Source organism: Micromonospora matsumotoense (assembly GCF_050951065.1).
In the GTDB taxonomy this organism is placed as follows: domain Bacteria; phylum Actinomycetota; class Actinomycetes; order Mycobacteriales; family Micromonosporaceae; genus Micromonospora; species Micromonospora matsumotoensis.
The window spans coordinates 4,712,430-4,729,393 of the sequence record NZ_CP192025.1 but is presented as its reverse complement, the minus strand read 5'-3'; the positions used below and the strand labels follow the sequence as shown (position 1 = coordinate 4,729,393).

General features: G+C 73.9%; 1 protein-coding gene (only partly in view). It reads left to right on the top strand.

Features of this window, described 5'->3' with window-relative positions:
• On the top strand, positions 1 to 16,964 hold the 3' portion of the coding sequence (locus tag ACQP1S_RS20515) for an L-histidine N(alpha)-methyltransferase (protein WP_432897931.1). It extends 1,972 nt beyond the left edge of the window; 16,964 of the gene's 18,936 nt are visible here — the last part of the coding sequence; its start codon lies off the left edge, out of view; the stop codon is at positions 16,962 to 16,964.

Sequence of the window (16,964 nt, the reverse complement as noted above, 5' to 3'; positions counted from 1 at the left end):
CCGACGAGGAGATCGCCGCGGTGCTGGGGCCCAAGGTCCACGGCACGCTCGCTCTGGACCGGGCGACGGCCGCGGACCCGCTCGACTTCTTCGTCTGCTTCTCCTCGATGTCCGGGGCGGGCAGCCCGGGGCAGGCCGACTACGCCTACGCCAACCGCTTCCTCGACGCGTTCACCGCCTGGCGACGCGACAGCGACCGGCCCGGCCGCAGTCTCAGCGTGCTGTGGTCGCTGTGGGCCGACGGTGGGATCCGGATGGACGCCGACGACGCCACGCAGGACCGCATCGTCCGCCGCTCCGGGTTGCGTCCACTGCCGACCGTGGACGCCCTGGCCGCCTGGGACAGGGCGTTGGGCCACGACGGCGATCACGTGCTGGTCGCGCACGGGGAGCTGGACCGCATCCGGCAGCTGCTCGACGCGCCGGCACCGGTCCCGGCGCCGGTCCCGGCAGCGACGCCGGCCGACGCCACCGGTCCGGTCACCGCAGTCGCCGAGGAGTTCCTGCGGGGCGTGCTGGCCGAGGTCTTCGACTACCCGCCGGAGGACATCGACGCGGACACCGCGTTCGAGCAGTACGGCATCGACTCGCTGCTGATCATGGACCTGACCCGGCGGCTCGAGGACCACTTCGGATCGTTGCCGAAGACCCTCTTCTTCGAGTACCAGGACCTGCGCGGACTCGCCGGCTGGTTCGCCGAGCAGCACGGCACCCGCCTGACCGAACTCGTCCCGACGACACACCCGGCACCGGAGCCGCCGGCGGTCCCGGCCGCGGTGACAGCCCCGCCACCCGACCACGCCGGACCCGGATCCCCGCAGCCGGAGCCCATCGCGATCGTCGGCGTCGCGGCCAGGTTCGCCGAATCCGACACCCTCGACGAGTTCTGGGCGAACCTGCGGGCCGGCCGCGACCTGATCACCGAGATCCCGGCGGACCGTTGGGACTGGCGTGACTACGACCAGGCCACCCCGGCGGACCGGGCGGCCCGGTACAGCCGGTGGGGCAGCTTCCTGCGGGGCATCGACCGCTTCGACCCGCTCTTCTTCGGCATCTCCCCGCGAGAGGCGGAGATCATCGACCCTCAGGAGCGGCTGTTCCTCCAGACCGCCTGGCACGCCATGGAGAACGCCGGGCACACCCGGGCCGGCCTGCGGGGCCGCCGCGTCGGGGTCTACGCCGGCGCCATGTACGGCCTCTACCAGCTCCACGAGGCCGCCGACGGCCGGATCGGCGCGTCGTCGCACGCGTCCATCGCCAACCGGGTCTCGTACACCCTGGGCCTGACCGGTCCCAGCCTCGGGGTGGACACCATGTGCTCCTCCTCGCTGACCGCCATTCACCTCGCCGTCCGCGACCTGCGCTCCGGTGAGGCCGAGATGGCCTTCGCCGGGGGCGTCAACCTGCACGTCCACCCCTACAAGTACCGGTTCCTCGGCCAGGGCAGCTTCACCTCCAGCGACGGCCGGTGCCGCAGCTTCGGTGCGGACGGTGACGGCTACGTGCCCGGCGAGGGCGTGGGCGTGGTGCTGCTCAGACCGCTGTCGGCCGCCATCCGGGACGGCGACCACATCCACGGCGTCATCCTTGGCACCTCCGTCAACCATGGCGGCAGGACCAACGGTTTCACCGTGCCCAACCCGGTCGCCCAGAGCGACCTCGTGGAGCGGGCACTGGCCGAGGCCGGGGTCACGGCCGCCTCGCTCGGTTACCTGGAGGCGCACGGCACCGGCACCGCCCTCGGCGACCCGGTGGAGATCCGGGCGCTGGCCCGCGCTCTGGACGCGTCCGGTCTGCCCCGTGACAGCCTGCCGATCGGCTCGGTGAAGTCCAACATCGGCCATCTCGAGTCGGCCTCCGGGATGGCCGGGCTCTGCAAGGTGCTCCTACAGATCCGGCACGGGGAACTCGTGCCGTCGTTGCACGCGGATCCGGTGAACCCGAACATCGATTTCGCCTCCACGCCGCTGCGGGTGCAGACCGAGGTGGCCCCCTGGCCCCGGCGGGGCGGGCAGCCGCGCCGCGCTGGCATCAGCTCGTTCGGCGCGGGTGGAGCCAACGCCCACCTGGTGGTCGAGGAACACCTCGCCGGGCCCTCTCCGGCCGCCGCGCCGCGCCCCCGGCTCTTCCCGCTGTCGGCCCGTACGCCGGAAAGCCTGCGCCTGCTGGCCGGGCGGCTCGCCGACGCCGTGGCCGACGGTCCCGCCGACCGGCTCGCCGACGTGGCGTACACCCTGCAACAGGGACGCGAGGCATGGGCCGACCGCATGGTGGTGCTCGCCTCGACGGCGGACGAGCTGGTCGGCCGGCTGCGCGCGGGCACCGGAGACGGCGTGTGGACGGGTAGCGTCCGTGGCCGGAACGCCTCCCGCGCCGTCGTTCCGGCCGCCACGGACCTGGCGGACCTGGCGGCGGCCTGGACCGCCGGCGCGACCGTCGACTGGGGCGGCACCGGTCGGCGGCTGCCGCTGCCCGGGTACCCGTTCGAGGAACTGCGCTGCTGGATCACCGAGCAGACCTGGGCGCCGCCGCCGTCGGCCGGCCCGGCCACGCACCCGCTGCTGGGCGCGATCGATCCCGCCGGCAGCATGACCGGGCTGACCTACCGAACCACCTTCCCACCCGGGCATCCGCTGATCGACGGACACCGCGTCGGCGACATGCGCCTGCTTCCCGCCGCGGCGGTCCTGGAGATGGCCCGGGCGGCCGCCGCGACCGTCGGCCACCCGGTGCCGGTCCGCCTGCGCGATGTCCGCTGGCTGCGCCCGTTCGTGGTCGCCGAGGCCACCCGCCGCATCGCGACCCGGCTGCGCAGCGACGGCACCGGCCTGGCCTTCTCCCTGCTCGACGACGCCGGTGACCTGGTGGCCGAGGGGGGCGTCGAGACACTGACCGGCACCGTGCCGGAGCCCGTCGCGGTCGAGCGGATCCGGACGGCCCTGCCGCACCGGCACGACGGGGCGGCCGTCTACGCCGACCTCGCCGCTGCCGGCCTGGTCTACGGCCCCGCCCTGCGTGCCGTCGAATGGATCGTGTCGGGCACCGGGGAGGCGCTGGCCAGCCTGCACCTGCCCACCGAGGCCGCCCCGTTCGCCGGCTGCGCGCTGCCGCCCGCCCTGGTCGACGGTGCACTGCACACGTTCGCGGTGCTGCGCGACCCCACCGACGGACCGGCGATGGTGCCGTTCGCGCTCGCCGCCGCCGAGGTTTTCGCGCCACTACCGGACCAGGTGTACGCCCACGTCCGTGCCGTCGGCCCGGACCGGTACGACCTGACCCTGACCGACCGGGCCGGCGGCGTCTGCGTTCGACTGCGTGACCTGGCGCTGCGCCCGGCTCCCGGGGCGCGGACGTCCCGTACCGGGTCCGCCGTGGCCGGGCCGGCGGTGGACGACCTGATGTACGTACCCCGCTGGTCCCCGGCTCCGGCCCGGCCCCTGACCGTGGACGACCCGGACACCTGGGTGATCGGTCCTCCCGCCGCCGCTCCGCTCGCCGCCGTCCTCGCCGCCCGGCTCGGCGGTGCGGTCACCGCCATCGGCGCCGACGGTTCCGTCGTGCCGCCCGGGCGGCCGGGCCACGTGGTCGTGCTCTCCGGCCCGGCCGCCGGGCGCACCGACGACCTCGCCGCCCTCGACCGCGCGCAGGAGCACGGCGTCCTGGCCCTGTTCCGCGTTGCCAAGGCGTTACAGCGGTCGGGCGCACCGGTACGGCTCACCGTGGTCACCGAGGACGCCCTGAGCACCGGCCCGGAACCGGTCGGCAACCCCTACGCGGCGAGCCTGCACGGACTGGCCCTCTCCCTGGCCCGGGAACACCCGCGCTGGCGGGTGGCGGTGGTCGACCGCTCGTCGACCGATCCACTGTCCGCCGACGTCCTCGACGTGCCCGCCGGCGGCCCGTACGCCCTGCGCGCCGGTGTCCTGCACCGGCGGAGCCTGGTCCCCGTCACCGCCGGGGCGCCCCGCGAGGCGATCCGCCACGAGGGCGTCTACCTGATCCTCGGCGGCGCCGGAGGTATCGGCCTGGAACTCACCGAATGGCTGGTACGCGGCTACCGGGCGAGGGTGGTGCTGGTCGGCCGCAGCGAGCTGGACGACGGACGCCGGGAACGACTGCGCCGCCTGGACCCGGCCGGTGAGCTGGTGTCGTACCGCAGGGCCGACGCCACCGACCCGGCGGCACTCGCCGACGTGGTCACGGCTGTCCGGACCCGGCACGGCGCGTTGCACGGGGTCGTGCACGCCACCATCGTGCTGCGTGACCAGATCGTCGCCACGATGACCGAGGAGACCTTCCGGACCGTTCTTGACGCCAAGACGCGGACCTCGGTGGCACTGCACCATGCCATCGCCACCGCCATCGGGCTCGACTTCGTGCTGTTCTTCTCCTCCGCGGTGGCGCTGTCGGGCAGCGCCGGGCAGGCCAACTACGCCGCCGGATCGACGTTCGAGGACGCGTTCGCGCAGCACCTCGACGGCGTCCTGCCCGCCCGTTCGGCCGTCATCAACTGGGGTTACTGGGGCACCGTGGGCATCGTCGCGGACGAACGGTACCGGGAGCGACTGGCCCGGACCGGAATCCGGTCGATCACCCCGGCGGAGGGCATGGCCGCGGTGCACGACGTGCTGGGTCGCACCGATCGGCAGGTCGTGGTGATCAAGGCGGACGCCGGTGTGCTGACCGCCGCCGGGGTCGAACGGCCCGGGGACCCGGCCGGCGAGGACGAACTCGCACCGTCGGCGGCTGCCCTGGCACCGGTCGCGCCGCTGCTGACCGAAGCCGACCAGGCGTCGCTGGACGGGATCGTGACCGGCTGGCTGTGGGAGCTGTTCCGCAACGAGGGCGTGTTCCGCAGCGACAGCGAGCGGTGGACCGCCGTCGACGTCCAGCGACGGCTGCGGATCGCTGACAGGCAGTCCCGGCTCTTCGCCGAACTGCTGCGGGTGCTCACCGCGGCCGGCTTCCTGCACGACGACGGCACCGCGCTGGTCCCCACGAACCGGTCCGCCCCGGTGGACCCGGAGAACGAGCTGATCGCACTCTGCGCGCGCCAGCCGGCACTGAACCGCATCGACCGCCTGCTGAGGCCCTGCATGCGCGACCTGTTCGGGGTGCTGAGGGGCAGCGTGCGCGCCACCGAGGTGATGTTCCCCGGCGGGTCCACCGTGTTGGTGGAGGACGCCTACCGGGGCAGCCCCGTCGTCGACCGTGCCAACGAACTCGTGGTGGCCGCGGTGCTGGACCGGGTCGGCCGGCTGGGCGGACCGGTCACGGTCGTCGAGATCGGGGCCGGGACCGGTGGCACCACCGCGAGCCTGCTGCCCGCCCTGACCGCCACCGGCGTGGATCTGACCTACGTGTACACCGACATCTCGCCGGCGTTCCTGCAACACGGCCGGCAGCGGTTCGCCGAGCGCTACCCGACGGTGCGCTTCCAACGACTCGACATCTCCGGCGACCCGGCCGCGCAGGGATTCCCGCCCGGCGAGGCGGATCTCGTGGTGGCGGCCAACGTCCTGCACGCCACCCCCGATCTGCTGCACACCCTGCGTGGGGTCGCGACGCTGCTCAAACCGGGTGGACAACTGGTGCTCAACGAGGCCAGCAGCAACGCCGTCACCACGACGCTCACCTTCGGCCTGCTCGACGGCTGGTGGCTGCACCGCGACACCGGCCTGCGCCTGCCCGGATCCCCCCTGCTGTCCGGGGCCGGCTGGCGCACCGCGCTCGAGCTGGCCGGGTTCGCCCGCAGCCGGGCCTTCCCCGCCGACCAGGCACTCACCCAGCACGTGGTCGTCGCGGCGACCGGCCCGGCCGCGGCGACGCCCGTGCCGGCGGTGTCGCCGCCGCGCCCCGGCGAGACGGAGGGGCTGGCCGAGGCAGCCCGCGAGGTGGCAACCGGGTCGCCGCCGCGCCCCGGCGACGCGGAGCGGCTCGTCGAGGCCGCCCGCGAGTACGTCAAGGACGCGTTCGTCCAGGTCCTCCAGGTACCCCGCGACCGGCTGTGGCTGGACGAGACGTACGAGAACTTCGGGGTCGACTCGTTGACCGTGCCCCGCATCGCCGACCTGCTCGCCGAACGGATGGGGGACCTGCCGGCCACGCTGCTGTTCGAGCACCCGACCATCCGCGAGGTCGCCGACCACCTGGTCGAGCGGTACCCGGAGGGCGTCAGGGGCCTGCTGCCCGCCGCACCCCCGCCCGTACCGGTGGTCGGTCCGGCGGCACCGTCCGGGCCGGCGGCGACGGTCGAGCCCGCCGAGCGGCCGACGCAGACGCCGACGACGGACACCCGGATCGCCGTGATCGGCATGGCCGGCCGGTACCCGCTCGCCGACGACGTCGACGCGTTCTGGGCCAACCTGCGGGCCGGCCGGGACTGCGTCCGCGAGGTGCCGACCGACCGCTGGGATCCGTTGGCGGTCTCCGCGGTGGACGGCAGACCGGTCAGCCGGTGGGGTGGCTTCCTCGACCACATCGACGAGTTCGACCCGCGGTTCTTCCAGATGTCGATGCGCGAGGCGGAACTGACCGACCCGCAGGAGAGACTGTTCCTGCAGACCGCCTGGCACACCCTGGAGGACGCCGGATATCCGCACGTCCGGCTCCGGGGCAGCCGCGTGGGCGTCTACGTCGGCGTCATGTACGGCCACTACCAGCTTCTGGAGGACGAGCGCGGGCTGGCCGGGGGAATGGGCTACGCGTCGATCGCCAACCGGGTGTCGTACGTCCTGGACCTGCACGGCCCGAGCCTGGCTGTCGACACCATGTGCTCGTCGTCCCTGACCGCCATCCATCTCGCCTGTACGGCACTGGCCGCCGGGAGCGCGGACTACGCGCTGGTGGGCGGCGTGAACCTCACCCCACATCCGCGCAAGTACCGGCAACTCGCGGCCGGCGGGTTCACCGGCGACACCGGACGGTGCCGCAGCTTCGCAGCCGGCGGCGACGGCATGGTCCCCGGCGAGGGCGTCGGCGCGGTCCTGCTCAAGCCGCTGGCCGCCGCCGAACGCGACGGTGACCGCATCCTCGGGGTCATCCTCGGCAGCGCCGTCAACCACGGTGGCAAGACCGGCGGGTACGCCGTCCCCAGCCCGGGCGCCCAGAGCGAGGTCGTCACGAGCGCCCTGCGGGCCGCCGGTGTCGACCCGGCCGCCGTGTCGTACGTGGAGGCCCACGGCACCGGCACGGCGCTGGGCGATCCCGCCGAGATCGCCGGCCTGACCCGGGTGTTCGGCGACGCCCCCGCCGGATCGATCGCCATCGGCTCGGTGAAGTCGTCCGTCGGTCACCTGGAGTCCGCGGCGGGCATCGCGGGTCTGACGAAGGTGCTGCTGCAGATGCGGGTGGGGGAACTCGCGCCGTCACTGCACGCCGAGGACCTCAACCCGGCCGTCGACTGGGCGGGCGTCCCGTTCCGCGTGCAGCGCGAGGTGGCACCGTGGACCGGCCCGCAGCCACTGCGTGCCGGGGTCAGCGCCTTCGGCGCCGGCGGCTCCAACGCGCACGTCCTGGTCGAGCAGTACCGGGCCGGATCACCCTCCGGCGTCGTACCGGTGCCGGCCGTCTTCCCGTTCTCGGCACGCGACGCGCAGGCGCTGCGCCGCGTCGTCGAGCGGATGCTGGACCGGTTGCGCGGCGGGGCGGCCGGACCTGGCCTGTCCGAGATCGCCTCGGCCGCCGGGGTGCCGGTCACCGCCGTCGACGAGCCGCTCGACGAACTCGGCCTGGACCCCGCCGTGATCATGCGGCTGGCCGGGCGGGACGGCACCCTGAACGTCGGGGCGGTGCACAGCGGATCGACCCTGCGCCAGCTTGCCGCGGCCCTGCCGGCCGCCGCGGACCTCGACCTCGACCGGCTGGCCTACACGCTCCAGACCGGGCGCGAGGCGATGGCACACCGGCTCGCCGTGGTCGCCCATCGGCTGGACGAGCTGATCGACCAGCTCGACTCCTTCCTCGCCGGGCGGCCGTCGGGCTGGACCGGTGTGGTCACCGCGGAGCCCGGCCCCCCGGTCGCGCCGGGCACGGACCCGCGCGACGTTGCACGCCGCTGGGTGGCCGGCGACGTGATCGACTGGCGGGGGGTGCCCGGCCGCGGACCAGAGCCGCTGTCGCTGCCCGGGTACCCGTTCGAGCGGGTCCGCTGCTGGATCCGGTCCGCCGAGCCGACGGCCGCCACGCCGGTGCCGGGCCGGCCGGCCGGCCCGCGCCGCCCCGCGCTGGACACCGTGCTGCGACTGGTCGGCGGAATCAGCGGCTATCCGGTGACCGACCTCGACCCGGATGCGTCGTTCCACGATCACGGGCTCGACTCGCTGGCGCTGCTGAGGCTGGCCGGTGACGTCGCCGCCGCGTTCGGGGTGCCGGTCGGCCCGGACCAGCTGTTGGCCACCCCGACCGCCACGGCCCTGGCCGAGTGGCTCACCCGCGACGACCCGCGTGCGGCACCGGATCCGTCCGGTCGGCCCGAGACGGACGATCCGGTGGTGATCGTCGGCATGGCCGGGGTGCTGCCGGGCTCCGCCGATCTGGACGAGTTCTGGGCCAACCTGGAACGTGGCGGAGACCTCTTCTCCGACGTGCCGGCCGATCGGTGGGACGTGCGGGAGCACCACGGCGATCCCGCCGGCCACCCGGAACACACCCGGGTGACCCGGGCCGGTTTCATCGCCGACGTCGACCGGTTCGACCCGCTGTTCTTCGGCATCTCCCCCCGGGAAGCCCGCTGGATGGACCCGCGGCAGCGGTTGCTGATGCGTACGGTGTGGGCTGCGCTGGAGGACGCCGGCATCGACCCGGGCGACCTGGCCGGCACCGACACCGGGCTTTTCGTGGGCGTCGGTTCCTCCGAGTACGCCGAGCTGATCCAGCGTTCCGGTACCGCCACCGACGCCTACTCGTCGACCGGTCTCGCCCCGTCGATGCTGGCCAACCGCATCTCCTACCAGCTCGACCTGCACGGTCCCAGTGAACCGGTGGACACCGCCTGTTCCAGTTCGCTCGTCGCGCTGCACCGGGCGGCGGAGGCGCTGCGCCTGGGACGGTGCGGCGCCGTCATCGTCGCTGGTGTCAGCCTCATGCTGTCCCCGGTGACGTTCGCCTCGCTGGAACGCGCCGGGATGCTCAGCCCGGACGGTGTCGGTCGGGCGTTCGACGCCGACGCGGCCGGCTACGTACGCGGCGAGGGGGTCGGCGTCGTGGTACTCACCCGGCTCAGCCGGGCGCGGGCCGACGGCAACCCCATCCTGGCGGTGCTACGTGGCAGCGCGGTGAACCACGGCGGCCGGGCCAACTCGTTGACCGCACCCAACCCGCGTGCCCAGGCCGAGGTGATCCGACAGGCGCACCGGGAGGCGGCGGTCGACCCGCGGACGATCGGATACCTGGAGACGCACGGCACCGGCACCGTCATCGGTGACCCCGCCGAGACCAACGGGTTGCGCGAGGCGTTCGCCGACCTCTACCGCGACTGGGGCCACGAGGCTCCGGCCCGGCCGCACTGCGCCCTCGGGGCGCTGAAGAACACCATCGGCCATCTCGAACCGGCGGCGGGAATCGCCGCCGTGCTGCGGGTCCTGCTGTCGCTGCGGCACGGCCGGATCACCGGCGACCCGCACGGGCCGCGGCAGAACCCGCACCTGGGTCTGGAGGGCACCCCGTTCGAGTTGGCGACGGGGCTGCGGGAGTGGGCGCCGCCCGCGCCGGCAGTGCCACGCCGCGCTGGGGTGAGCGCCTTCGGGTACGGCGGAGCCAACGCCCACGTCGTACTGGAGGAGTACCCGACCGCGCAGCCGCACCCGCCGACGGGACCGGTGGTGTTCGTCCTGTCCGCCAGGGACGGCGACCGGCTGCGGGCATACGCGCGTGCCTTCGCCGACCGGCCGGACCGGTGGGCGCACGACCTGGCGGGCACCGCGTACACCCTGCAGGTGGGGCGTGGGGCGTACGCCGAGCGGCTGGCGTTCGTCACGGACTCCGCCGAGCACGCCGTCACCACACTGCGTCGATTCCTCGCCGGTGACACCACCGATCTGCACACCGGGCGGGTCGAGCGGGGCGGCAGCGGTGGCCCGTACGACGGCCACGGCGACGACGAGACGGCTGCCGCCTGGGTACGGGGCGCGCGGGTGGACTGGCGTCGCCGGTGGCTGGACCGGCCCCGTCGGCGGTCCCTGCCGACGTACCCGTTCGCGCGGGAACGGCACTGGTTCACCGACGGCACGACGGCCCCGCAGATCAGCTACTTCACGGCGACCTGGCGGGACGAGCCGGTCCCGGCACCCGGGGAGCACCCGGGCCGGGTGCTGGTCCTGGGTGACCTGCCGGTGCCGGGCGCGGTGCACGTCGTGGCGGGCGCAGAGTACCGCGACGACGGCACGGTGGTCACCATCCGGCCCGGCGCGCAGGACGACTACGCCCGGCTGCTCGCCGACCTGCCGACCCGGATCGTGCACCAGTGGCCGCTGCTCACGCCCGGCCGCGACGACCTGGGGATCGAGGCGATGTTCCGGATCGTCAAGGAGCTGACGGCCCACGGCACCCGTGCCCCGGCCCGCATCCAGGTGCTGGTGCCGGAGGGTCCCCACGCCGAGGCGTGGGGCGGGTTCGACGTGTCGTTGCGGGCCGCGCTGCCGGGAACGAACGTCAGCGTCGTGCGGGTCGAGGGCCCCACCGGTACCGACGAACTACTCGCCGAGATCGCCGCGCACCGGCTGTCGGGTCCGGCCGTACGGGTGTCGGCGACCGGCCGCACGGTCCGGGTGCTCAGTGAGATCCCCGCTCGACCGGTCCTGCCCTCGCCGCTGCGCGACGGTGGCGTCTATTTGATCACCGGTGGTCTGGGCGGCCTCGGCGTGCTGCTGACCCGGACGCTGCTCTCGCGCGGCGCCCGGGTCGCGCTGACCGGCCGCTCGCCGGCTGCCGAGCGGAGCGGAGCACTGGCGGAGCTGCGTGCCCACGGCGACGTCGAGTACCACCAGGCGGCCGTCGACGACCGCGCCGCCATGGCCCGTGTCGTGGCGGAGGTGACCGCCACCTGGGGCCCCCTCGACGGGGTCTTCCACCTGGCCGGCACCGTGTCGCGCACCCCGTTGCCCGGCAAGAGCCTCGACGAGTTCCGTGCGCACCTGCGGGCCCGGCTCACCGGGACCGTGGTTCTCGACGAGGTCACCCGCGACCAGCCGCTGGACGTGTTCGTGCTCTACTCGTCGCTGGCCGGGCAGCTCGGTGACTACGGTCTCCTGGACTACGCGGTCGGTGCCCGGTACCTCGACGGGTTCGCCGCCGCGCGGGAACGGGAGCGCCGCGCCGGACGTCGACGTGGTCGTACCGTATCGGTGGACTGGCCGATGTGGCGTGCCGGCGGCATGCACGTGGACGCCGAGGACGAGCGCCGCTACCTGGCCGCCACCGGCTTCCGCTACCTGGAGGCGGCAGAGGGCGGGCAGGTGCTCGACCTGGTGCTGCGCCTCGACCGTGACCAGGTGGCCGTCCTGCCCGGTGAGCCGGTCGCGATGCGGGAACTGGTGGCCAGGATGCGCCTGCGTGAGGACGGCTACCCGGTGCCGTCGACCGACCCGTACGCCGTTCCCGCTGCTCCCGACCCGTACGCCGTTCCCGCTGCTCCCGGGCCGGACGTCGCACCACGGCCGGACGTCGCTTCCGGGCTGTACGTCGCTTCCGGGCCGGAGCTGGTCGGGCAGGTCCGCGGGTTGGTCGGCGAGATCCTCGGGATCGCCCCGTCCACGCTCGATCCGGAGGCCGGCTTCGGCGAGTACGGCCTGGACTCCTTCGGCCTGCAGAACCTGGCCGCGGCGCTGGCCGGCCGCTACGACGTGACTGTGCCGACCACGACGCTGTTCGCCGCCAACACCATCACCAAACTTGCCGCGCACCTCGCGGCCGAGATGCCCGCGACCCCGGCCGTCGCGCCGGTCGTACCCGAGCCGGTCGTCGCACCCGCACCCGCACCCGTATCCGGGACCGCCCCCTCGGCGTCGGCGGACCACGAGCCGGTCGCGATCATCGGCCTGGCCGGACGGCTGCCCGGCGCCGACGACCTGGACTCCTTCTGGCAGCACCTCGCGGCCGGCCGGGATCTGATCACCGAGACGCCCGCCGACCGGTGGGACTGGCGGGAGGTTACCCGTCGCTTCGGCGGCACCGCCCGCTGGGGTGGCTTCCTGACCGACGTGGACCTGTTCGACCCGCTGTTCTTCCGCATCTCACCGGCCGAGGCGCAGGTCATCGACCCGCAGCACCGCCTGTTCCTGGAGCAGACGTGGGCTGCGCTGGAGGACGCGGGATGCCGTCCGGACCGGCTCGCGGGTGGTCGGGTGTGCGTCTTCGCCGGGGTGCAGTTCACCGACTACGAGTCGATGGTGCTCAACGGCGAGCACGTCAACGCGCACGCCGGCACCGGACTGGCCCGCACCATGCTGGCCAACCGCATCTCGTACCTGCTCGACCTGCGGGGCCCGAGCGAGAGCATCGACACCGCCTGCTCCAGCTCGCTGGTCGCCCTGCACCGCGCCGTCCGCTCGTTGCGCGCGGGGGAGAGCGACCTGGCCATCGCCGGTGGGGTGAGCCTCGTGCTGTCCCCGCAGACCGTCGTCGCCGGCAACCAGCTCGGTGTGCTCGCGCCCGACGGCCGGTGCAAGACGCTCGACGAGCGGGCCGACGGGTACGTCAAGGGGGAGGGCGTCGGCGTCGTCGTCCTCAAGACGCTGTCCCGGGCCCTCGCCGACGGCGACCGGGTGCACGCGGTCATCCGCGGCAGCGCGGTCAACCACGGTGGCCGCGCCTCGTCACTCACCTCACCGAACCCCCTCGCACAGGCGGATCTGCTGGTCGAGGCGTACCGGGACGCGGACGTGCCGATCGAGACGGTGTCCTACGTCGAGCTGCACGGCACCGGCACCGCACTCGGTGACCCTGTCGAGATCGACGGCCTGGTCCGGGCCCACCGGACGCTGGCCGTCCGGCCCCCGGTCACCTGCGGCATCGGCACGGTCAAGAGCAACATCGGGCACCTGGAACCCGCCGCGGGCATCGCGGGGGTGATCAAGGTGGTGCTGGCGATGCGGCATCGACAGCTTCCGCCGACGCTGCACCTCTCCCGGCTCAACCCGCTGATCGAGCTGACCGGCACGCCGTTCGAGCCGGTCCGGCAGACCCGCCGGTGGGAGCCGCGCGACGCCGACGGCACTTCCGTGCCGCTGCGCGCCGGAGTCAGCTCGTTCGGCTTCGGCGGGGTCAATGCCCACGTCGTGCTGGAGGAGCCGCCCGCGCCCGCGCCGTCACCGACGGACACCGGACCGGAGGTGTTCCTGCTGTCGGCGCGCGACGAGGCCGCCCTGCACCGGTACGCCAGAGCGACCTGGACGTTCCTGGGGGACCCGCAGCCCACCCTGTCGTCGCTGGCCCACACCTCGCAGGTGGGTCGGGTCCCGATGGCGGTGCGTCTGGCGTTGGTCTGCACGTCCGTGGCGCAGTTGCGGGACCTGCTCGCCGCGTTCCTGGCTGGCGACTTGGCGGCGAGTACCGTGGCCGGCGACCACGACTGGCTCACCGAGCCGGAGGGCGTCAGCTATCTGCGGCGGCTGGCCCGCGAGGGGCGGCTCGAGCGGATCGCGCGGCTGTGGCAGGACGGCGCGGCCATCGACTGGGCCGCGCTGCGCACCGATCGACCTGCCCTCACCTCGATGCCGACGTACCCGTTCGCGCGGGAACGGCACTGGCTTCCCACCGAGTCCGACCCGGTGTCGGAGGATTCCCGGCGGCTGCTGGTCAAGGCGTGGGAGCCGGCGTCGCTGCCGTCCGCGTCGGCACCGGACGAACCGGTGGTCCTGGTCAGTGCCGAGACCGAGGCGCTCGCGCTGGCGGCGTTCGGGGGGACCGCGCGGGTGGTCCGTCTGGACGACACCAGCGAGGAGACCGGCCTACGGGCCGCCACCGCGATCGGCCGGGCAACGGTCGTGGTGGACCTCGTCGACCTGTCCGCGGTCGCGGTGGCTGAGGTGCACGTCGACTGGGCGCGCATCGTGCTGGCCCGGGAGCTGATCGCGGCGAACCGGACCACCGGATTGGCCTACCTGCACCTGACGCGGGGGTTGGTGACCTTCGGCGTCGAGAACCCGACGCTGCGGGGAGCAGCGTTCGCGGGGCTGGTCCGGATGCTCACCGCCGAGTACCCCGCCGTGTCCGCCCGTACCGTCGACATCGATGTCACGGACCCGGAGGTGGTGCGTGACGTGGTCGCCGCGGAGCTGGCGGCGACCGATCCGGTCACCGAGGCGTGCGTGCGCGACGGCCTCCGGTACACACCGGTGCTGCGGCCCGTGGACGCCTCCGGGGCACCGGCCCGGTGGTCGGCCACGCTGGCCGGGCAGCCGGTGGTGATCACCGGTGGGACCGGTGCGCTCGGCCGGCTGCTGGCTGCGGAACTCGTCGCGCGGGGCGCGGACCGGCTGGTGCTGCTCGGGCAGTCGCCACTGCCCGCCCGGGAGACCTGGGCGGCCCTGATCGCCGCTGCGGACACCGATCCGGACCTGGCCGCCCGGCTCCGCGACCTCACCGCGCTGGAGCGCCCCGGGGTTCACCTGATGATCGAGAGCACCCCGTTGGAGCGCGTCGGGCAGGTGCTCGACCGGGTACGACGGCAGTGGGGTCCGATCGCCGGCCTCGTGCACTGTGCCGGGCTGGGTGTGATGACCGACCCCGCGTTCATCGGCAAGCGCACCGCCGACATGCGCGCGGTGCTGGAACCGAAGACGACCGGCCTGCAGGCCGTGCTCGACGCGTGCGCGGACGACCCGCTGCGGTTCGTGGTGCTGTACTCGTCGGTCGCCGGCCAGGTGCCCACCCTGGCGGTCGGGATGAGCGACTACGCGTTGGCCAACTCGGTGCTGGACCGGGTGGCCGAGTACCGGACCGCCACCGGCACGGGTGTTCCGGTCTTCCGGTCGGTGCAGTGGCCGAGCTGGCAGGCGGCCGGCATGCCGGAGGTGGACACCCCGACCTACCGCGCCCGAGGGCTGCTGGCGCTGCCCCCGCGGGACGGCCTGGCGCTGCTGGACGCGGCGCTGGCCGGGCCCGACCCGGTCGTGCTGCCGTGCGTGGTGGACGCCTCCCGGTTCGATGCGCGTGCCCTCCTGGAGGTCACCCCGTCTGCGGCCGCAGCCCCGTCCGCGCCGGCCGCCGCTCCCGTCCAGGCTCTGCCGGCGGGGCACGGGATCCGGTCCGGCGACGACGCTGTACGGCGGCTCACCGAGGTCTTCGCGGCGACGTTGCGCCTGGACGCCGCGCAGATTCCGCCCGACGCCGATTTCGCCGACCTCGGCGTGGACTCCATCATGATCGCCCAACTGCTCGCCGCCCTGGAGCGCGACCTCGGGGCGGTCGTCGAGCCGTCGGTGCTGCTGGAGAACCCCACCATCGCCCAGCTGAGCACCGCCCTGAACGGCGTACTGCCGGCGGAGCCGATGCCCACGGAGCCGCAACCGGAGCGCGGGACGCAACCGGCCCCGAGGACGCCGCAGGTGCGGGGGATCGCCGTGGTGGGCATCGCCGCACACTTCCCCGGCGCCCCCGACCACGCCACCTTCTGGCGCAACCTCGTCGGCGGGGTGGACTCGGTGACCGAGGTGCCGCCGTCACGCTGGGACGTCGACCGCTTCTGGCACCCGGTCCAGCAGCCCGGCAGAACCGTCAGCAAGTGGGGCGGGTTCCTGGACGCCATCGAGGACTTCGACCCGGAGTTCTTCCGCCTCGATCCGGCCGGCGCCGCCCATGTCGATCCGCTGGTGCGACAGTTCCTCGAGGCCGGAGCCGAGTGCATGGCCGACGCGGGCCTGACACCCGCCGACGTGGCCGGCCGCCGGGTGGGGGTCTTCGCCGGTGCCCGGGTGGCGAACTTCGGCGCCCACCACGCGGCCGCGACCACCCATTCGATCAGCGGCATGGCGCAGAACTTCATCGCCGCGCATCTCTCGCACTACCTGGACGTGCACGGTCCGGCCATGGTCGTCGACAGCGCCTGCTCGTCCGGGCTGGTCGCGGTGCACCTCGCCGTGCAGAGCCTGCGGGCCGGCGAAACCGACGCGGCGCTCGCCGGCGGCGTCGAGATCCTGCTCGACGAGGTGCCGTTCGTCGGCATGAGCGGTGCCGGGGCGCTGTCACCCACCGGCCGGTGCCACACCTTCGACGAGCGTGCCGACGGCATCGTCCTCGGTGAGGGCGTCGGCGTCCTGCTGCTCAAGCGGGTCGAGGACGCGATCCGCGACAGCGATCGGGTGTACGCGGTCATCGAGGGCAGCGCCGTCAACAACGACGGCCGCACCATGGGCATCACCACACCGAACCCCCGGGCGCAGCGCGAGGTCATCGAGTCCGCGCTCGCCGTCGCCGGCGTGTCCCCGGCGCTGCTCGGCTACGTCGAGGCGCACGGCACCGGCACCATGATCGGCGATCCGATGGAGTTGAAGGCGTTGACCGAGGTGTTGCGCGGTGCCACGGACGAGGTCGGGTTCTGCGGCGTGGGGGGCGTGAAGACCAACATCGGGCACACGCTCAGCGCCGCCGGGATCGCCGGCCTGATCAAGACGGTCCTGTCCGTGCACCACGGGCAGCTGCCGCCCACCCTGCACTGCGCGACGCTCAACCGGCGCTTCGAGTTCGACAGGTCACCACTGTTCCCGGTCCGCGAGTTGCGCGACTGGACCGGACGCGACGGCGTGCGCCGGGCCGGGGTCAGCTCGTTCGGCTTCGGCGGCACGAACGCCCACGTGGTGGTGCGGCAGGCACCGCACAGCCGGGCCCGGGTGCGTGAACCGCTGGAGCCACCGCGGTACCGGCGACGCCGGTTCTGGTTCGACGGACCGGTGTCGACGTCGGCCAACGGCCACGGGCACGACCACGGCCCGGAGTCGTTCGCGCCGTTCTTCGAGATCCAGTTCTAG